This is a genomic window from Magnetococcus sp. PR-3 (genome assembly GCF_036689865.1).
In the GTDB taxonomy this organism is placed as follows: Bacteria; Pseudomonadota; Magnetococcia; order Magnetococcales; family Magnetococcaceae; genus Magnetococcus.
This window is the reverse complement of the sequence record NZ_JBAHUQ010000001.1, coordinates 407465-430442: the sequence shown is the minus strand read 5'-3', so window position 1 is coordinate 430442 and position 22978 is coordinate 407465. Positions and strand designations below refer to the sequence as shown.

At 55.4% G+C, this 22978-nt stretch carries 1 protein-coding gene (only partly in view); it reads right to left on the bottom strand.

This entire window lies inside a single protein-coding gene on the bottom strand: locus tag V5T57_RS01435, encoding a putative Ig domain-containing protein (RefSeq protein ID WP_332889367.1). The 58056-nt coding sequence extends 12191 nt beyond the window's left edge and 22887 nt beyond its right edge, so the window shows coding positions 22888-45865 — codons 7630 (complete) to 15289 (partial); the first complete codon in reading order (the gene reads right to left) occupies nt 22976-22978. Both the start codon and the stop codon lie outside the window.

Here is a 22978-nt window from a genome sequence, read left to right as displayed (position 1 = left end):
CAAAGAACTGGTGGGCATGGTTGGCATCGGCCTGGGAGGCTGAGAAGGTATCCATCCCGTTACCACCAATGAATAGAATACCACTGTCGGTGGCGTTGTAGCTCCAACCAGCATCGCTGGCAAAAAGGGCTTTGCGTTCGTAGGCAACGCCTGAGGTGAAGTTGAGTTGCACTTCAGCATTCTGGCTATGGTCGGTGGTGAGGGTGGTAACGTTGCCAGAACTGCCATCGATGCTCAGCACGCCGCTGGAAATATCCAGGGTTTGGGCCGCGTGGTCGCGATCAAACAGCATCACACCGCTCTGCAGACCGTTGGCTGTGATGGTATCACTGCCGTCACTGCCAATGTAGAGCAGGTCGCTGCTGGTAAAGGTCTGCGTATCTGCTGCGGCTGAACCACTCATGAACACATCGGCGATGGAGCCATCCATCAAGCGGATTTTTTCAATATTTTCTGCGGTGATCGAGCTGCTGTTAGCATCCCAGGTTTCGCCAATCAGCAGTTGATTGCTACCATTTAGGTCATAACCGCGCTCGCTTAAATTATTATAAGCAATCTCCAGGGTATCGGTGCCCAGACCACCATCAAACAAGTCTCCTTCTGTGGCGCCGTAGAGTATGTCATCCCCGCTGCCACCATAGACTGTATCGGTGTAGGTGGAACTGGTTAAGGTGTCGTTTCCACCCTCGGCATAAATGGCCGCACCCAAGCTGCCCACACCGCCGGCATTGATGCTCTCAGCATTGTTACTACCCAGGAAGATGGCACCCTGTTCATAGCTGTCATAGTTACCCCCGTCAAAATCAGCAGCAACGATGACGTTGTAGTTGTTGTTAATGGCGAGGGTAAAGTCGGAATCACCATCGATGTCTAACTGCGTGGTGGCACCGTTGCTGTGGGTGATGGTGGTATCAACAGAGTAGCCATTATGGGTGTGGCTAATGCCCAGATCACTCAGATTGCCCGTAATTTTAAGCTCATGGGTGGATGCCGTTGTGCTGCCCAGTGTGTAGATGGCAGATTGACCAAATTGTAGCTGCGTGACATCCAACAGCATTTTACTGCTGTTGACATCCACCATGCTCAGGTCGGCATTATCCAGGTTTTGGGCATCAATGGTAATGCCTGTGCTACCTGCGATGGTCATCATTTTACCATCTAGGTCAGAGGCATACAGGTAGTTGTTGATGGAGTCGCTGGTGATGGTCTGTACATCGCCCCAACTCACATTGGAGTAGTTGGGGGTACCGCTGAATAACACCGCATTAAGCTCGGCACCATTGGCTGTGCTGAGCATGGATAGGTCACTGCCACCCCCCGAATACATATCGATGTTGAGCGTACCGCTACCCACCACTTCAATCGTGTTGCCGGAAACTGAATCCACCGAAACGGTTGGGCTATAACCATTCAGTTGAATGTGGGTTAGATCGCTATCCAGGTTGTAGCTGCTGTAATCGGAGTGACTCGTGATATCCATGGTCACGGAGGTCGCGGCGCTCATATCCCCCACTTCACCATTGAAGGAGAACGGATCATCCACAATGGCGTTGCCGGGTACGGTAACGGTACCGGTGGTGTTGGCATGGACCAGTGTCCAGGATTCCACCGTGGCGGTATCGGTAAAGGTTACCGCTACGCTACCTTGAATATAACCCGAAGGATCACTCTCTAGATTAGCAGCACTGTCCTGAATATGGGTGTAGCTCACCGTACCGGTTGTTTGTACATCAATGGCCGCCAACTGGTTCATATTAGCCGTGCCGGTAATGGTGATGTTGACATCACCATCTTGAGTGGTGGCGGCTATAAGTGCGGCGCTGGGGTTACCATGGATGTCGGCGAAATCTGCTGCGGTTCCAGTCATACCGCCGCTAAGGGTCAGCGGGGTGGTTGTCTTTGCATCCAGGGCGGTGAATTGGGTTGTGTTGAGGCTGTCGGTCACCGTGATCTGAACCCCACCATCATGGGCCGAAAGGTTGGTCAGCCCTGTGGTCACCACACCGCCAGTGGAGACAAAGTTGCTGGCGATGTCGGTAACCCCTGCATTCAACGTCACCATGCTGTCGATGTGTGCATCAATGGCATTGAACTGTGCCATATTGGTCGCATCCGTAACGGTAATTTCAACCCAGGAGTCTTGGCTGGATGCCGTGATCAGCCCAGCACTGGCAACGCCAGCGGTGGTGGCAAAGTTGGCTGCGGTATCGGTAAGGCCCGATGAAAGATTGACCGACTCACTGGTGACCGCAGCGATACTCTGGAACTGGGCGCTGGTCGCCGCATCAGTCACCGTGATGGTAATGTAATCGGTCGCGGCCGTGTTGAGTGTCGCGGCATCGGCTGCGGTGGTGTTGATGGTAGCGGTTACATCACCTGAGGTCAGCGATGCAATGGTGTTGAGCTGTGCCACATTGGCCGCGTCGGTGACGGTGATGTTGACAAGAGCATCCTGATTGGTGGCAGTGGTCAGCTCGGCTGATGCGCTGCCATCAACAGCGGCATAGTTTATGGCGGTATCGCTCAAACCATCATTGAGAATCACATTTTCCGATGTGGCCGCATTGATGGCGGAAAACTGTGCCATGCTGGCCGTATCGGTAACAGTTAACGCTGCATCACTATCTTGGGTGGTGATGGCACTTAAACCCGTCGATGGGGTGCCCAGGTTATCGGCATAGTTCCCGGCGATATCTTCGATGCCCATCTGGGCGGTGATCGGCGCTGCGGTCATGCCATCGAGGGTGGCATACTCCCCCATGGTGGCGGTATCGGTGATCACCACCTGATCAACACCGGTAACCGAGTTCAGATTGGAGGCCAGCAGATTGCTGATGGTATCTTCAACCGTGACATCATCAGCACCATCAAAGGCGGTCAGTAGGGCCAACTCTGTGGTATCAACGCGGTAGCTGCCATCATCGGTGGCATCCACCAAATCGATGTTGCTGCTGGAGATGGAGGCGGCATCGATGTTGGCTGCGGTATCTAGAAGCTGCACATCTTCCGAGGCTTCATAGGTGGTGCTGGATTCAGCATCCGATGCGGTGATCGGGGTAATGCCATCACTGGTGACCACAATGGTCTGGCTGGTCTGTGCTGAGAGCCCTTCACTGTCGGTGATGGTGAAGGTTGCTGTACGGTTGCCCGCCTGCAGATTGTTGGCGTCACTACCGTAGGTAATGGCACGGGCTACCGCTTGGACTGCGGCATCGGTGGCGCTGCTGTTAAAGGTGATGGTCAGGTCGCTACCATCCAAACCACCGCTATAGCTACCAATGGTTACCCCTTCATACTGGACATCACTACCTGACAGGCCTAACTCACCGGTGCCGGAGCCGATGTGTGCAATCTCCAGATCATCTTGAGCGGTGGCCGTTGTATCCAGGCTGACGGTGAGGGAGCCGCCATTCCAATTCTCTTCACTATCACTGAGGGTTAAGTCAGGGGCGATGGTAACTGCCGCATCCCCTTCGTCAAAGCTGGCGGTGGCAGGCTCTCCTGTGAGTGTGACCGTGCTGGTAATATTGCTGGGAACGGAAGTATGGCCTGAGGTGCCATTTCCCAGGACCAGGGTGTTGTTATTGCCACTACCATCAGTGATGGTGGCCCCACTGCCGGTTTGGCTGAAGTCATAATAGGCTAACAGTCCCTCCTCATTGCCTGTGAGGGTGTTTTGGTAGTTATCGCTGATCTCTGTTGCGGTACGGATATCACTCCATAGACGTAGGTCGGCAATCTCTGCACCCATGGTGGGGTAGCCGAATTCACTGCTGCCAACGGAGAAATCTCCAGAATTGACGATGCTAAAGGATCCAGCGGTGGATTGGACCAACTGGCTATTGACGTAAAGGTGTGTGCCCGTGCTGCCGATGGTACCCGCAAAGTGAATCCAGGTATCATTAGCAGTGAGACCCGAATTTCCCACATCATAGGCGTAGACGCTGCCCCCGGTGTGGTTGTAAAGGGTAAATTGATCCGTACCACTCTCATAGCCAGCCCAAAAATGATTGCTACCATCCCAACGGGTTAGGGCTGCGGTATACTGGTCATCGTAAGCAGAGTCCCGTTTTAACCAAAACTCAAAACTGAAGTCACCACTATGGGTGGAGGCAATGCGCCCATAATCATCGGTGCCATCGAAGGAGAGGGCCGTTGCAGGGCTTGAGCTCACGGCACCGCTATCGATAACCGGTGCGTCATTGATCTCCACCGGATTGAAAGTGACCGTTTTAGCGGCACTGGTCAGTCCCTCTGCATCGGTCACCGTGAAGGTTAGCGTGTTGTCACCTGCAGCTAGTTCATCAAACTGGTACTTAACCGCTTCAATGGCCGCTTTATAGTTGGCCGGTGTATCGCTGCCGCTAAGGGTCATCACACCAGTGCTGGCATCAAAACTGCCCGTAATGCTGGCCGTATCGGTGAAGCTTAAGGAAGCAGAGCCTTCGATATAGCTGCTACCGAGGGTGATGGTGGCGCTACTGAAGTTGCTGCTATCATCGGTGAGGGTGATCACCTCACCAATGGCGGCAGCGGTAGCCCCTTCGGTAAAGGTGGGCTCTAAGGCTGGGGTGTTGTTGATAAACACCTTATTGGCGGGGCCGAAACTGCTGCCCTCATAGATATCCAGGTCGCCGTCGCCATCCAGATCCCCAAGCTCCAAACCGTTGCGGGTGGGGCTGCTGCCCAGGCTTACACCACTATCGGTGAAGATACCGGTGCCATCGTTAAGATAGATCTGACTGGCGGTTGAACTATCCAGACCCAGAACCGCATCGATATCGCCATCGCCATCCAGATCCCCCAGATCCAGACCCAAAATCCCCACATTTTCGCCGATCATCGGCTGGGTTTTTTCGCTGAGGCTAATGTTGCCAACGGTGGAGTTGTTCAACCACACATAGCTGCCACCATCGGTATGGGTGGTGAGGAAAACATCCAGATCGCCATCCCCATCCAGATCCTCCATGGCCACCCGATGGGTGTTGTCGTTGGAGATGCCAGTGGTTACGGCGGTATAGGTACCATCCTGGTCGTTCAGATAGACCACATCCTGGGCCGCACCGCCGTAGACGGTGACATAGATGTCGTTCCAGCCATCGCCATCCAGATCCCCAATGGCCGCACCACGGCCACCCACCAGCGCAAGGCCGCTGTCGGCAAAGCTGATGTTACCCGCGGTACTGTTGTTGATGGAGATGGTGGTATTGCCGCCATCGGGTACGGAGACGATATCCAGATCGCCATCATTATCCAGATCTCCCACCGCCGTGACCATGGCGGCCCCAACGGTCACACCGCTGTTGGTAAAGGTGCCGGAGCCATCGTTTTCATAGAGGTTGCTGGGGCTGTAGGCATTCCCCAGCAGGGCATCCAGATCGCCATCCCCATCCATATCAAACAGTTCGCCATCCATGGAGCGGGAATTGGTGTAGCCGAAGCTCTGATTGCTGTCGGTGAGGTTGCCATCGCCATCGTTGATGTAGAGCTTGCTGCGTACAGAGCTGTTTACGTCATCATTGATGATAAAGACATCCAGATCCCCATCGCCATCCACATCCCCCAGGGAGGCTCCATCGCTGATGTTGGACTCATGATCCTGATTGCTGTCGGTAAAGACCAGGGTGACTGTGGATAGATCCAGTGTGGGGGCGTCATTGGTCGCGGTGACCGACACCGTGCTGGTCACCGCTGTGCTGGTTCCGCCATCGGCATCGGTTACCGTGAAGGAAACGGTACGGTCCAGTTCGCTGGGGGCATCGCTGCTCACCGCAAAGGTAACCCCTTGCAGGGCGGCTTCATAGGCGGCGAGGGTGTCGCTGCCGCTCAAGGTCAGGGTGCCGTTGGTGGCATTCCAGCTGCCGGTGATGTTGGCGGTATCGGTAAAGGCCAGCAGATCACTGCCGCTCTCATAGTTGCCACTGATCTGGATGGTGGCCCCATTCAGTTCAGTGGAGTCCACATCGCTTAAGGTCAGGGTGGTGGCCACAGTCACCGCTGCACCACCTTCGGTGTGGTTGGCCGTGCTGTGTCCGGCCACAACAGGGACATCGTTGGTGGCGACGGTGATGAAGTCCAGCACATGATCGGCGCTGGTCAGGGCAGCATCATCGGTGATATTGATGGTGAAGGTGGTATCCCCAGCCCCCAGTTCATCAAACTGATAGGTGACGGACTCAATGGCGGCCTCATAGTTGGCAACCGAGTCGGTGCCGGTGAGGGTCATCACCCCGGTGGTCGCATTAAAACTACCCGTGATGTTGGCGGTATCGGCAAAGGCCAGAGAGGCGGAGTTCTCAATATAGCTGCTGCCAATGGTGATGGTGGCCCCGGTCAGATTGGTGCTGTCATCGGTGAGGGTGATCACATTGCCCAGAGCTGCCGCACTGTCCGACTCGGTAAAGCTGGGGGTGGTGGTGGGGGTGGTGTTGATGAACACCTTATTGGCGGGGCCGAAACTGCTGCCCTCATAGATATCCAGATCCCCATCGCCGTCCAGATCCCCAAGCTCCAAGCCGTTGCGGGTGGGGCTGCTGCCCAAACTCACACCACTATCGGTGAAGATGCCGGTGCCATCATTAAGATATATCTGACTGGCGGTTGAACTCTCTAGACCCAGTACTGCATCGATATCGCCATCGCCATCCAGATCCCCCAGATCTAGACCCAAGATCCCCACATTTTCGCCGATCATCGGCTGGGTTTTTTCGCTGAGGCTGATGTTGCCTACGGTGGAGTTGTTCAACCACACATAGCTGCCACCATCGCTATAAGTGGTAAGGAAGACATCAAGGTCACCATCGCCATCCAGATCCTCCATGGCCACCCGGTAGGTGTTGTCGTTGGAAATGCCTGCAGTTACGGCGGTATAGGTGCCATCCTGGTCGTTCAGATAGACCACATCCTGGGCGGCACCGCCGTAGACGGTGACATAGATATCATTCCAGCCATCGCCATCCAGATCCCCAATGGCCACACCACGGCCACCCACCAGCGCAAGGCCACTGTCGGCAAAGCTGATGTTACCAGCGGTACTGTTGTTGATGGAGATGGTGGTGTTGCCGCCATCGGGCACGGAGACGATATCCAGATCGCCATCATTATCCAGATCCCCCACCGCTGTGACAAAGGCGGCCCCAACGGTGACACCGGTGTTGGTAAAGGTGCCGGAGCCATCGTTTTCATAGAGGTTGCTGGGGCTGTAGGCATTACCCAGCAGGGCATCCAGATCGCCATCCCCATCCATGTCAAACAGTTCGCCATCCATGGAGCGGGAGTTGGTGTAGCCGAAGCTTTGACCGCTATCGGTCAGGTTGCCATCGCCATCGTTGATGTAGAGCTTACTGCGTACAGAGCTGCCTCGGTCATCATTGATGATGAACACATCCAGGTCGCCATCGCCATCCACATCCCCCAGGGAGGCCCCATCGCTGATGTCGGACTCATGATCCTGGTTACTGTCGGTCATGGACAAGGGGAAGGTGGGGGTGCTGATGAGGGGGATGTCATTGGTCGCGGTGACCGATACCGTGCTGGTCACCGCCGTACTGGTCCCGCCATAGGCATCGGTGACCTGAATGGAAACAGTACGGTCCAGTTCGCTGGGGGCATCGCTGCTCACCGCAAAGGTGACCCCTTGCAGGGCGGCCTCATAGGCGGCAATGGTATCGCTACCGCTCAAGGTCAGGGTGCCGTTGGTGGCATTCCAACTACCGGTGATGTTGGCGGTATCGGTAAAGGCCAGCAGATCACTGCCGCTCTCATAGTTGCCACTGATCTGGATGGTGGCCCCATTTAACTCGGTGGAGTCCTCATCGCTCAAGGTGAGGGTGGAGGCCACAACCACCGCTGCACCATCTTCGGTGTAGTTGGCCGTGGTAAGCCCGGCCACAACAGGGGCGTCGTTGGTGGCGACAGTGTCGAAGTCCACCACATAATCGGCGCTGGTCAGGGCGGCATCATCGGTGACATTGATGGTGAAGGTGGTGTCCCCAGCCCCCAGCTCATCGAACTGATAGGTGACGGACTCAATGGCGGCCTCATAGTTGGCAACCGAGTCGCTGCCGGTGAGGGCCATCACACCAGTGCTGGCATCAAAACTGCCCGTAATGCTGGCCGTATCGGTGAAGCTTAAGGAAGCAGAGCCTTCGATATAGCTGCTACCCAGGGTGAGGGTAGCCCCGGTCAGATTGCTGCTCTCATCGGTGATGGTGATCACCTCGCCAATGGCGGTGGCGGCAGCCCCTTCGGTGAAGGTGGGGGCGCTGCTGGAGTTGTTGAGGTCAAAGTGGGCGATGCCAGTGGTTAGGCCCCGAATGATATCAATCTTGCCATCATTGTTGATATCAACCAGATCCCCTTTCTGATAGGCCGCTGTACTGTAGCTGAACTCGGTGAAGGTCATGTCACCATTGTTAAGCCAGATATTGCTGGTATCACCGACGACCTGAACATCTAAGTCACCATCATTGTCCATATCTGCCAGATGAAGCTGATAGCCGTGGTTGCTAGCCAACTTGGAGTGGTAGGTAAAGTTCCCCGCGCCATCCCCCAATGAGATAAGCGTGCCTTCGGTGGCATATTGGACTTCAATTAGATCCAGGTGACCATCGTTGTTGATGTCAGCCAGTTCCACATCCCTGGTCCAGCCATGGCTGATAATGCCGTCAGGATAGGTGGTGGTGATGCCTTGGCTAAAGCTGCCACCACCCTGGTTGAGCATAACTTGGCTGTTGCCCCCCCAATCGGAGACCACAAAATCAATCAGTGTATCGTCGTTAAGGTCCCCAGCGGCCAAAGCATAACTAAAGCTGGATACAGCCCCGGTGATCTCGGTGGGGGCCAAGAAGGTCCCGCTGTTAACACCGCTGTTGATCCACAGATGGGCAGAGGCATCCCCTACCGCGATCAGGTCTAGATCACTGTCGTTATCCACATCCACCAAAACCCCATCACGCATATCCCCAGTGATAAGGGTCTGTGAATCCGTTGTGAAATTACCGCTTTGATCGTTGATCAGCAGGACGCCGGAAGAGGAGGCCCAAATATCCAGATAACCATCGCCATTCACATCCCCCAGGACCGGAACCATATGGGAACCAGAGGGGTTGAAGGACTGTTCAATGGTAAAGTTGCCGGTGTCATCATTGATGAGAATTTGAACCGTACCATTGGTCTGCTGATCCACCTGCACGATATCTATACTGCCATCATTATCCAGATCACCCGTGGCCATGTGCCACGAGTGGGCCATGGCAAAGCTTTCACCGGTGGTTGCGTAGGTCAGTTCTACGACCGGCTGAGAGAGGGTTGGGGCATCGTTGAGATCATTGACCGAAACGGTCACCGCTTCCTTGTAGGGAATGGCGCTGTCCGTATTGATCACCTCAATATCTACCGAGTAGCTGGCGGTGGTCTCATAATCGACGCTGCCACCGGCAGAGAAGTAGAGGTTACCCCCGCTGATCTCAAAGCCGCTGTCACCACCCACAATGGTGTAGGTGGTGGTGGAAGCCGTACCGGTGGTACCCAGGGCACCGATCAGGATGGCATTGGTGGTATCAATGTTTTCATCAATGCTACCCCCTGCCACGGTGATGCCGGTAAAGCCACTGTTGGCATTCAAGGTAGACTCATAGTGGGCGCGGGCGCTGTCGCCACTCTTAAGGCTTAGGCCCCCCATGTTGGTCATTAAGGTGCCCACGGTGCCATCACTACCAAAGGCTGCTTCGGTCTGATCAAAGTTAATGGATTGACCGCTCAGATTGGTGTGGGCGGTGGCCCCAATGGTGATGCCGTTGGAAGCATCGCCATCACTATCCAGGGTCTGTAACAGACGTAGAATATTGGTCTCTGCCTGTTCACTGACGCCAAAGTGACCGGGGGTGACGGTGTTCTGCACATTGGCCGTACCCAGGGTCACATCCCCAACTTTAAAGGTGACGGTCTCGCCATCTTTGTAGAGGAAGATACCGTTTGAGTCGGTGGTGCCGCTCTGGGTGGCGGTGGAGAAGGTGAGGTTGCTCACCGCACTGTCGACGATGGTACCGTCGCGGATAATGTCGATACCAAAGGTGTCACTAATGCTATTGGCGCTGCCATCGGTGGCAAAGACCTCAATAGCCAGTGCCGCGGCCCCCTCTTCAGTGGTGCCGCTAAAGGTGAGGGTGGTGTCATCAAAGGTGAGCCAAGTGGGCAGGGCGCTACCATCACTCTGTAGGGCCGTGTAGGTCAGGGTATCGCCATTGGCCAGATCGGCATCGTCAAAGGTATCAGCGGCGATGGTGTAGCTAAAGGCCACATTTTCCGTCGCTTCGGTATCGGCAATGGCGTTGGCCACGGTGGGGGCGTCGTTGTTGACCCCGGTGAGATTAATGGTGCCGCTGACCGTTGTGCTGTCGGTACTGCCGTCGTTGATGGTGATCTCAAAGGTGCGGGTTTGGTCATCTGCCAAGGCATGGCTGCTGGAGCTGTAGGTGACCGATTGCAGGGCTGTCTCATACTGGGCAAGGGTGGCGCTACCGCTAAGGGTCAGGGTGCCGGTGCTGGCATCCCAAGCTCCGGTAATACCGTTCTGATTGGTAAAGGCCAGGCTATCGGTACTCATCTCATAATCGGTGGTCAACTGCACCGTGGCACTGGCCAGATTGGTGCTGTCGGCATCACTTAGCGTTAGACTAGGGGCGATCTCCACCGCCGTGCCTTCCTCAGTAAAGGATGGCACGGAGGCAGGTGTCTCCAGGGTTGGACCGTTGGCCACGGCGGCAAAAGCCGTGGCTAGGTTTCCATCATAGGTGCCTGGGTTGGCTTGGTTGGTCAATGTGCCACTGCTGGCTGCACCATCCAGTGGATAGTAGATGGCCAGCCCTGACTCACCCCCTGTCATCTGTGTCTGATAGTTGTCGGAAACTTCTGTATCCGTACGGGCATAATCCCATAAGCGTACTTCGCTGATGTTGCCATCAAAGCCAGAACCTCCCCAACCCGCACCAATGGTGACATTACCCTGAGAGGTTTGATCTGGCCCAGTGCTGCTGTAGCTGTGGACCAGATTACCGTTCAAATAGAGGTTGTAGAGTTGATCGTCTGCACTGTAGCTAATCGCCCAATGTGCCCACTCTGCTTCCAAGGTGGGGTTGCTGGAATGGACGGTGCTCACGGTGATGTTGGTGTCTGCTTGGGGGGTGTTGGGCGAAATCAGGAACAGGCTTGCACCATGATAGCCATACCACAAATCAGATTGAGCCTCCTCAGCTACCAGAATATAGGTATTCAGTGCCCCTGTGTTACGGTAGCTCCAAAATTCGACAGTAAAGCTATTATCCGAACTACTCAGATCGGCCAGATGATTGAGCCCATTAATGGAAATGGCGCTTGTATCCTTAAATGAAGCGCTCTCAATCTGTGCCGTGGTCGCTGCGACCCCTAGATCCAGGGTGGGGGTATCGTTGGTAGCGGTGACTGTGACCTGGAAGTCATCACTGACGGTGCCACCAAAGCCATCATCGGCCGTCACGGTAATGGTGGTGGTGGTGTCGGCGTCGGTATTGGGCGGTGTACCGGTGAAGGTGGTACCATCAAAGCTCATCCAGCTGGGCATGCCGGAGGCGCTGTAGCTTAGGGTGTCGCCATCAACATCATCAAAGGTGCCTGCGGGGATGGCGTAGCTGAAGGGGCTATCTTCCGTGGCATTTTGATCCAACATGGCATTGGCCACGGTGGGGTCGTCATTCATGCCCTGCACGGTGACAACAAAGTCATCTGTGATCATGCCACCAAAGCCATCGTTGGCGGTCACGGTAATGGTGGCGGTGGTGTCAGAGTCGGCATTGAGCGGGGTACCGGTAAAGGTGGTGCCGTCAAAGGTCAACCATGCGGGCATACCGGTGGCGCTGTAGCTTAGGGTATCGCCATCAATATCATCAAAGGTGCCTGCGGGGATGGCATAGCTAAAGAGGCTATCTTCCGTGGCATTTTGATCCAACATGGCACTGGCCACGGTGGGGAAGTCGTTCATGCCCTGCACGGTGACGATAAAGTCATCACTGACGGTGCCACCAAAGCCATCACTGGCGGTCACGGTAATGGTGGCGGTGGTGTCAGAGTCGGCATTGAGCGGTGTACCGGTGAAGTTGGTACCATCAAAGCTCATCCAGCTGGGCATGCCAGAGGCGCTTAAGCTGAGGGTGTCCCCATCAATATCATTAAAGGTGCTGGCATAGACCGAGAAGTGGAAAGGTGAATCTTCATTGGCGGTCTGATCGGCCAAGGGTGTGACCAGTGTTGGGTCATCGTTGGTGCCGGTGACGGTGATCTGGAAGTTATCCGTGATCATGCCGCCAAAGCCATCGTTGGCGGTTACCGAGATGAAGTGGGAGCTACCGGAATCGGCATTGAGCGGGGTGCCGGTAAAGGTGGTGCCGTCAAAGGTCAACCATGCGGGCATGCCGGTGGCGCTGTAGCTTAGGGTGTCGCCATCAATATCATCAAAGGTGCCTGCGGGGATGGCATAGCTAAAGAGGCTATCTTCCGTGGCGTTTTGATCCAACATAGCGCTGGCCACGGTGGGGAAGTCGTTCATCCCCTGTACGGTAACGATAAAGTCATCACTGACGGTGCCACCAAAGCCATCACTGGCGGTCACGGTAATGGTGGCGGTGGTGTCAGAGTCGGCATTGAGCGGCGTGCCGTTGAAGTTGGTACCATCAAAGCTCATCCAGCTGGGCATGCCAGAGGCGCTGTAGCTTAGGGTGTCGCCATCAATATCATTAAAGGTGCTGGCATAGACCGAGAAGTAGAAAGGTGAATCCTCAGTGGCGGTCTGATCGTACAACGGTGTGACCAGTGTTGGGTCATCGTTGGTGCCGGTGACGGTGATCTGGAAGTTATCCGTGATCATGCCGCCAAAGCCATCGTTGGCGGTTACCGTGATGAAGTGGGAGCTGCCGGAGTCGGCATTAAGCGGGGTGCCGGTAAAGGTGGTGCCGTCAAAGGTCAACCATGCGGGCATGCCGGTGGCGCTGTAGCTTAGGGTGTCCCCATCAATATCATCAAAGGTACCTGCGGGGATGGCATAGCTAAAGAGGCTATCTTCCGTGGCGTTTTGATCCAACATAGCGCTGGCCACGGTGGGGAAGTCGTTCATGCCCTGCACGGTGACGATAAAGTCATCACTGACGGTGCCACCAAAGCCATCACTGGCGGTTACGGTAATGGTGGCGGTGGTGTCAGAGTCGGCATTGAGCGGCGTGCCGGTGAAGTTGGTACCATCAAAGCTCATCCAGCTGGGCATGCCGGAGGCGCTGTAGCTTAGGGTGTCCCCATCAATATCATTAAAGGTGCTGGCATAGACCGAGAAGTAGAAAGGCGAATCTTCAGTGGCGGTCTGATCGGCCAAGGGTGTGACCAGTGTTGGGTCATCGTTGGTGCCGGTGACAGTGATCTGGAAGTTATCCGTGATCATGCCGCCAAAGCCATCGTTGGCGGTTACCGAGATGAAGTGGGAGCTACCGGAGTCGGCATTGAGCGGGGTGCCGGTAAAGGTGGTGCCGTCAAAGGTCAACCATGCGGGCATGCCCGTGGCGCTGTAGCTTAGGGTATCGCCATCAATATCATCAAAGGTGCCTGCGGGGATGGCATAGCTAAAGAGGCTATCTTCCGTGGCGTTTTGATCCAACATAGCACTGGCCACGGTGGGGAAGTCGTTCATGCCCTGCACGGTGACGATAAAGTCATCACTGACGGTGCCACCAAAGCCATCATCGGCCGTCACGGTAATGGTGGCGGTGGTGTCAGAGTCGGCATTGAGCGGTGTACCGGTGAAGTTGGTACCATCAAAGCTCATCCAGCTGGGCATGCCAGAGGCGTTTAAGCTTAGGGTATCCCCATCAATATCATTAAAGGTGCTGGCATAGACCGAGAAGTAGAAAGGTGAGTCTTCAGTGGCGGTCTGATCGTACAACGGTGTGACCAGTATTGGGACATCGTTGGTGCCGGTGACGGTGATCTGGAAGTTATCTGTGATCATGCCGCCAAAACCATCGTTGGCGGTTACTGTGACGATTTGGGAGCTACCGGAATCGGCATTGAGCGGGGTGCCGGTAAAGGTGGTGCCGTCAAAGGTCAACCATGCGGGCATGCCAGTGGCGCTGTAGCTTAGGGTGTCGCCATCAATATCATCAAAGGTGCTTGCAGGGATGGCATAGCTAAAGAGGCTATCTTCCGTGGCGTTTTGATCCAGCATGGCATTGGCCACGGTGGGGAAGTCGTTCATGCCCTGCACGGTGACGACAAAGTCATCACTGACGGTGCCACCAAAGCCATCATCGGCCGTCACGGTAATGGTGGCGGTGGTGTCAGAGTCGGCATTGAGCGGCGTGCCGGTGAAGTTGGTACCATCAAAGCTCATCCAGCTGGGCATGCCAGAGGCGCTTAAGGTCAGGGTATCCCCATCAACATCATCAAAAGTGCTGGCATAGACCGAGAAGTAGAAAGGCGAATCTTCAGTGGCGGCCTGATCGATCAACGGCGTGACCAGTGTCGGGGTATCATTAACGCCCGTGACCTTAATTTGTGTCGTGACCGTGGTGCTGGCTGTTATGCCATCGTTGACAATAATTTCAACCGTGCGGGTACCGTCCACCAACGCTTCATCGCTGGAGCTGTAGGTAACCGATTGCAGAGCGGTCTCATAAGCCGCTGTGGTATCCGTTCCCGTTAAGGTCAGGGTACCCGTGGCGGCATTCCAACTCCCCGTAATCGTACTGGTGTCGTTAAAGCTAAGGGTATCGTCACCATTCACATAGTCGGTGGTCAACTGCACGGTGGCACTGGCCATGGTGGTGCTGTCGGCGTCGGCAAGGGACAGTTGATTGGCACCCGTTCCCAACAGGGCGACGCTGCCCCCTTCGGTGTAGGTTACAAAGTCGGGACCATAGGCGCGGAATTCATGGAAGTCATAACCATAGGCGGGGCTGGTGTTGCCAACCATAGAGACGCGGATATATTGATAATCCCCACTTACGCTATAGTCCTGCCACTGAGTTGGGGATGTGTCGAAGCTGACATCATCATGGAGCAGGGTGAAATTGCTACCATCGGTAGAGCCGGAGATATCTAGGGTGATTTGATGGTCAAAGTTGGCCCAAAGAATACCAACACTACTGAGGCTGGTTATCGCCCCAAAATCTGCCTGCCACCACTGGTTGTTGTCGCTGGTAAAGGTAACCAGGGAGGAATAACGGGTGGCTTCATCTCCATCCAGGGCAGTACCAGAGCCTGAGGTGTTGTGTTCGGCTGTGGATGCTGTAACCGTTAGCTCCGAGCTGCCTACACCACTGTCCAAACCGGTGATGGTGGGGGCATCGTTAACCGCCGTGACGCTTACGGTGGTATCCAGGGCTGTACTGTCGATGCTGCCATCGTTAACCGTGATGCTCAGTGTACGATCGCCACTGGTGACGTTGTCGGCAATGGTCCCAAAGGTGATCGAGCGCAGGGCCGTCTGATAGTTGGCCACCGTATCAGAACCGGTGAGGGTCAGGGTGCCGCTGCTGGCATCCCAACTACCGGTGATGTGGGTGGTATCGCTGAAGGCCAGTTGATCCACACCATTTTGATAACCCGTACCAACAGTGACCGTAGCACTGACCAAATTGGCGCTGTCGGAGTCGCTTAAAACCAGATCCGGGGCGGCGATAATGCCATTCTCAGTCGTGGTGGTGCTGGCATAGTTGGGAATGGAACTGTCGGTCTGTTCCACACGGGTAACCGTACCCACGATGGTGCCATCACCATTGCCACTGACCAGGTTGGTGACGGTTGCCCCATCGCTCTCATCAAAACCAAAGGCGGCCACCAAGCCGGTATCACCATCCGCGGCTGCGGTGGTCATGTCGGCTTGAATCTCGGCTTGCGTACGCACAGTGTTGTAGATGCGGACATCATCCATCTGTCCGTTGATATTATCGCCAATCAGCAGTTCACTGGTGGTGCCACCATTGGGATCAAAGGAGTAGCCACCAGAAAGGATCTCCGAACCGTCCAGGTAGAGTTTGAGGGTTTTGGTCCCGGCATCCCGTGTGAGCGCCAGATGGTGCCAATCCCCATAGCTGAAGACTCCGCTGGATGTTTGCAGCAGTTGGTTGGAGCCGTTATCGTATTCATGCACATATTGAATGAGACCCCCCGTAAACACGCGCAAGCCATAGAAATAGTTGGTTGCGAGCTCTTCGGTTTCGCCATCCTTGAACTCAATCAGGGAGGCGCTGTGGGTTGATTCCATTTTGACCCAGGTCTCCAGGGTCAGATCACCGGTAATGGCGAAGGCATCACCCGTGCCCCGTCCAGCATCAATTTGGTTGGTAGCTGTGGCACCATCATAGGCAGAGCCTGTGCCCACCGTTGTCTGTTGATGGGTATCCCCTTCCGTATAGGTGGTGCTGGGGGTGCCGCCATCACCAACCGTGGCGGCGTCGTTCACAGGAGTGATGGTGAAATCAAAGCTGGTGGTGGTTAAGGTGCCGCCGTCACCATCGCTGACAGTAAAGTCAAACTGATCGGAGGTGGTCTCAGCACCATCATGGGTGAAGGTGAGCAGGCCATCCTCAATATCCTGCTGGGTGAAGGTATCGTTCAGCCCCAGCGTGGTACCATTGAGTTGTAAGTCACCATTGTTGTTGGTCACGGTGACGGTATAGGTCAGCTCGCCTGCACTCTGCTCCAGATCCGTCACACTCAGGTGGGCGTTGGTGATGGTGGCAGTGCCCCCTTCAGCCAGACTTAAGGAGGTGTTGAGGGCTAACGTCGGAGCATCGTTAATGGGGGTAACGGTAAAGCTCAGAGTGTTGCTTGCCACGCTATCGGTGGTGCCATCATGAACGGTAAAGTTTAGGGTGTCGGTGCCAGCACCATTTTCATGTGCAGCAGGGGTATATTTAAACAGGCCTGCATCCAGGTCGGTTTTAGAGATTTGATCATTGATAGAGCGCTCTTCACCCGCATCCATTATGCCATCATCATTGGCATCCACCCAGTAGGTGCCATTACCAGCCTGACTGACCAGGGTGATGTGATCCAGGGTGTCCCCATCCACATCGCCAAAGCCCAGGTCGGTTGTGGCAATGGTCAGAGTGGTGTCCTCATCCACCGTCAGCGTGTTATCGGCTGCGGTGGGGGCATCGTTGACCCCGGTGAGTGTGATCGTGGTGGTGACGGGCGCGCTGGTGTCGGTGCCATCATCGGTGATGATGGTCACGGTGCGGCTGCTATCGACCATCGCTTCATCTACAGCCTCAAAAGTGATCGAACGTAGCGCCGCTTGGTAGTGTTCAACGGTGGCAGAGCCGTTCAACGTTAAGGTGCCTGTGCCCGCATTCCAACTACCGGAAATGTTGTTTTGAGCCACATAATGCAAGGTGTCCACACCGATCTGAAAGCCCGTGCTGATCTGAACGGTGGCCCCTTCCAGGTTGGTGTCGTCAATATCGGTAATGGTCAGGCTGGGGGCAATGGCCACCGGGCTGTCATTTTCGGTGAACTCAGGGCCTGCGGTTGGAACATCGGCACTAAAGCCAGATCCTGTGGTGGCACCACTTACCGTGCCTGACCAGGAGGTGCTGGCTAGATTGTCCATGGTTGCCCCCGACACACTGGTCATGGGGAGGTAGAGTTCCAAGCCGCTTTCACTGCCCGTGAGGGATTGGTGATAGTTGTCCGCAATCTCCTGATCGCTGCGCAGCGTGTTCCAGATGCGGAAGTCAGAAAGCTGCCCCTTATAATTCATGGAGCCCTGATCCCAGTTACCAATGGTCAGGTCACTCACCGTGCTGCTGGGCGCAACTTGCGTCACCTCACTGAAAAGCTCTCCATCTTTGTAGATGGTGAGTTTTGACTCGGAACGGTCATAGGTGCCCGCAAGGTGGGTTGCTTCATTAACCAGATCACTACCCAGGGGAATGCTCACCCCATTGCCATTGTGCTGGACATGCAGGGAGCTACCGGTTAAAGCGACCCAGAAGCTTCCCCCACTATGATCATGGTTCAGGGAGAAGAGCATATTAAAGCCGCCGGTATCCTCCGTGCGGTGGGTCCAGAACTCCCAGGAAAAATCGTTGGAGGCAAAACCGTTAAAGTTGGAAACCGTTACGGTGTTGCTACCATCAAAGTTAACCGCATCAAACTGTTTGGACTCTGTGCCCTGGGCCTGAGCAACCGGTGCATCGTTGACCGGGTTTACCGTTAGGGTAAACGAATCGCTGCTGGTCGTGGTGTGGTTGGCCCCGGCATCATCGCCGTCGCTGTCCAGCACATGGCTGGTGACACCCAAGGTCCAGCTGCCGTTTATGTCGGCATCTACGGTGGCGGTAAGGCCGGCAAGCTCAGCCTGGGTAAAGGTCCAGGTGCCATCGCTATTATCGCTACCCGCGCTAAAGATGACCTCATCAGGGACCGAGTCGATCACCACCGAGGTAATGGCCTCGGTACCATCGCTGTCCACCACGGCGGTGGCAATATCCATGGCGATGGTTGTCGCATCCTCATCCCCAGAGACAGCGTTGGCGGTGAGGGCGGGGGCATCGGCCACCGAGCCCACGGTCACCGGGTGGGCGATGGTGGTCAGTTGGGTATCATCGGTGGTGCCATTGTCATCGGTGGTGGTGACGTTAAGGTTGATGTTGAAATCAACGTTGCTGTCCGCCGGGGCCTTGATCTGCAAGCCGGTCAGGTTGTAGCTGTTGCCCGCCTGGGTAACCCGGCCCATGTCGATGGTTGCGCTGTCACCGGTGATGGTAATGGCGGTGGCATCGTTCCACTGCAAAGTAGCCCCGCTGGGCAGGCCGCTAAGGGTGATGGACGTCACGCTTTCCGAACCATCGATATCTTGCAGGTCAAAGCCTGCCACCACATCAATCCAGCTATCTTCCAGGCCGCTGCTGGCGTTGCTGGTGACCGTAACCTCATCGGCATCGGGGTTGACTGTCAAGGTAAAGCTGCTGCTGGTGCTGGTGGTGTCGTCACTGCCGCTACCGGCGGTATCGATATCATTATCCAGCACATGGCTGGTGACACCCAAGGTCCAGACGCCGGATTGATCCCCGGCAACGATGGCGGTCAGGGTGGCCAGTTCGGTGGCGGCAAAGGTCCAGGTGCCGTCTGAGTTGTCGCTTCCTGCACTAAAGGTCATGCCACTGGGCACACTGTCGATCACCACCGAGGTGATGGATTCGGTGCCATCAATGTCAACCACCGCGGTGGAGATATCCACGGCGATGGAGGCGGCATCTTCGGTGCCCACAACATCGTTACTGGTTAGGGAAGGGGTGTCTGCCACTGAGGTTACTTCAACGGTGATCTCACCGGCTGTGCCAAGGCTGTCTTGGGTCACGCCGTTATCATCAAGCACCGTAACTGAGATATCCAACAGGAAGTCGCTGCTGCTGTCGGCCGGGGGCATAAGGGCCAGACCATCTATACTGTAGCTACCGTCACCATGGTCGGTGACGTACCCCATATCAATGGCGGCACTGCCAGCATTAATGGTGACAGCATCACCGCTGCCAACCTTTAATTGGCTGCCGGTGGGAATGTTGCTCAGCGTCACCGCAGAGACCGACTCTGAACCATCCAGATCCACCAGGGTGAAGCTGCTGTCAATGGAGATCCAGTTATCCTCCAACCCGCTGCCACTCTCGGTAAGATAGGTGATCGTGTCCGCCACGGGATCTACCGTCAGTGTAAAACTGGTGGCGCTGGTGGTGGTGTCATCACCACTTTCGGGATCACTATCCAACACATGGCTGGTTACCGTCAGGGTGAAGGCGCCGGAGATGTGTTCATTCACGGTGGCGGTCAGGCCGGTGAGCTCAGCTTGGCTTAAGGTCCAGACGCCGCTCCCATTGTTGGTACCGGCACTTAAGGTGACTGTGTCGGGTACACTGCTGAACACGACATGAGAGATGCTCTCTGATCCATCGGTATCCACCACAGCCGTGGTCACATCCAGGGCGATGGTGGCGGCATCTTCCAAACCACTGACATCGGCAGCACTCACGTTCGGTGCATCTGCTTCGGAGCTGACATCAACGGTAAAGCTGCCGGTATCACTCCGGGTGGTGGTGGTAAGGCTGTTGGTATCTTGGGTGTCGACCGTAACGGTGACTGTAAAGTTATTGTTACTATCGGCTGGGGCCATCACCTGTAGGCCATTGATGGTGTAGGTGTTGGCAGGGCCTGCAGCAACCACATAGGCCATGGGTACTTCTGCTTCACTACCGGTGATGGTCAGGATCGTGCCATCGCTTACCTTAAACTGGCTGCCAGAGGGGAAGCCTGACAAGGTAACCCCTGTAATGGTTTCAGATCCATCGGTATCCACAATCTCAAAGGTGGGCTCAGTGACCGCAATCCACTGATCCTCTATCCCTACGGCACTGCCATCGACAATGGTCACACCGTCAGAGACGGGTGTGGAGGTGAGATCAAAGGTCAGGGAACGGCTAAGGGTATGGTTATGCGCGGCATTGTCGGCATCGGTATCCAGCAGATCAATGGTCACACCAATGGTCCATTGCCCGGAGAGGTCGCCATTAACCGTTGCCGTCAGTCCGGTAAGCTCGGCGTGGGTCAGGCTCCAGGTCCCATTGTTATTATCGTTGCCTGCGGAGAAGCTGATAAAGGCAGGAACACCGGTTAGTGTGACGGCCGTGATGGTTTCTGTGCCACCCACATCGGTAACCGCAGCATCAATAGCCACAGCAATCGTGCTGGCATCTTCCAAACCAGTAATATCGGTGGCCGTCCATGCGGGCTCATCGGTATCACTGGTAACCGTCACCGCAATGGTGCTGGTGTTGGTTAGGCTGTCAGAGGTCACGCTGTTGGTATCGATGGTGGTAACACGAACCCCCAAGGTGAAGTCAACATTGCTGTCGCTGGGGGGCAGAACCTCTAAACCATCAAGGGTATAGGTGTTGGCAGCGCCTGCTGCAATGACATAGGCCTGCGGTACCAGGGCTTCCTGGTCGCCATCAATGGTCAGTGTGGTGCCATCGCTCATCTTCAGCTGTGAGCCTGATGGAATACCTGTTAGGTAGACCGATGAAATACTCTCTGAACCATCGGTATCCAAAAGGGTAAAGGTGGGCTCCGTAATGGTGATCCAGTTATCTTCCACACCCGTCCCACTGCCTGCAACAATGCTAACACCATCGGCAACCGGGTCTACGGTGAGTATAAAGTCATTCGTGGTGGTGGTGGTGTCACTGGCCTCGGCATCCGGGTCGGTATCCAAGACATGACTGGTGACCCCCATGGTGGTCTGGTAGCTCAGATCCCCCGCAACGGTTAGGGTCAGGCCCGTAAGTTCTGCCTGGGTGAAGGTCCAGCTCTGATCACCATTATTCGTGCCAGCGCTGAAGGTGATGTTATCCGGTACCGTGTCGATGACGACAGAGGTGATGGATTCAGTCCCGTCTACATCCACCACCGCGGTGGTTATATCGACGGCAATGGTGGCTGCGTCTTCCAACCCGGTTATGGCATTACTCACCAGGGTAGGCGCATCGGCGACGGTCGCAACGGTCACATCAATGGTGCCCAGGGTATCCTGGGTATTGCTGGCCACACCGTTATGATCGGTGGTGGTGACGGTAATGCCCAGTTGGAAGTTGTTGTTACTATCCGCAGGGGGCTTGATCTGCAAACCGGTTAGGTTGTAGTTGCCACCCGCCAGCGCTGTGACTTCACTCATGGGAACGGTGGCACTGGTGCCCGTAATGGTAATGGCCGTGCCATCGTCCATCTGCAACAGGGAGCCTGCGGGAATGCCACTGATCTCTACGTTGGTGACACTCTCTGATCCATCCAGATCCTGTAAGACAAAACTGGCGTCGATATCGATCCAGTTATCTTCCAAACCACTGGCAGTACCGGTATTAAAGGTGACTTCATCACCATCAGCATCGGTGGTGAGGATAAAGTCGGAATAGTAGGTGGTGGTATCGTTACCCCCACTATCGGGGTCGGTATCCAGCACATGGCTGGTGACACCCAGGGTCCACTGGCCGGAGACGTGGGCATCGACCGTGGCGGTCAGGCCGCTGAGTTCTGCCTGAGACAGGGTCCATGATCCATTACCATCATCACTACCAGCACTTAAGGTGACTGTATCGGGCACAGAATCGATAATAACGTGGTCAATGACCTCGGAACCATCGGTATCCACCACCGCGGTGGTTATGTTCAGGGCTATAGAGGCATCATCCTCATTACCCCCGACATCACCACTGGTCAGGGTAGGGGTGTCGGCGACAGATGTTACCGTAACCTCAATGGTGCTGCTGGTGGTTTGGGTGTTGCTGGCCACACCATTATCGTCTGTGGTGGTGACGGTGATACCCAAGGTGAAGTTATCGTTTGTATCTGCTGGCGCTTGGATCTGTAAGCCCGTCAGATTGTAGTTGCCATTGGACAGTACCGTGACTTCACTCATGGGTATGGTGGCACTGGTACCTACAATGGTAATGGCGGTGCCATCATCCATCTGCAACAGGCTACCGGTGGGAATACCGGTAATCAGAACATTCGTTACCGCTTCCGAACCATCCAGATCTTGCAGTACAAAGCTGGTATCAACATCGATCCAGCTATCTTCCAGGCCGCTGGCACTGCCACTATTGAAGGTAACCTCATCCCCATCGGCATCCACCGTCAGGGTAAAGTCTGAGTAGTAACTGGTGGTGTCGTTGCCACCAGCATCACTGTCCAGATCCTGTACGTGACTGGTAACCCCGAAGTTCCACTGCCCGGAAACGTGGGCGTCCACCGTAGCGGTTAGGCCGGTAAGATCAGACTGGAAGAAGCTCCAGGTCCCATTGTTGTGGTTACTACCGGCATTGAATGTGACCGTATCGGGTACGGAATCAATAACCACCAAAGCGATCTCTTCACTACCATCGGTGTCCAGCAGGGCGGTGGCAAT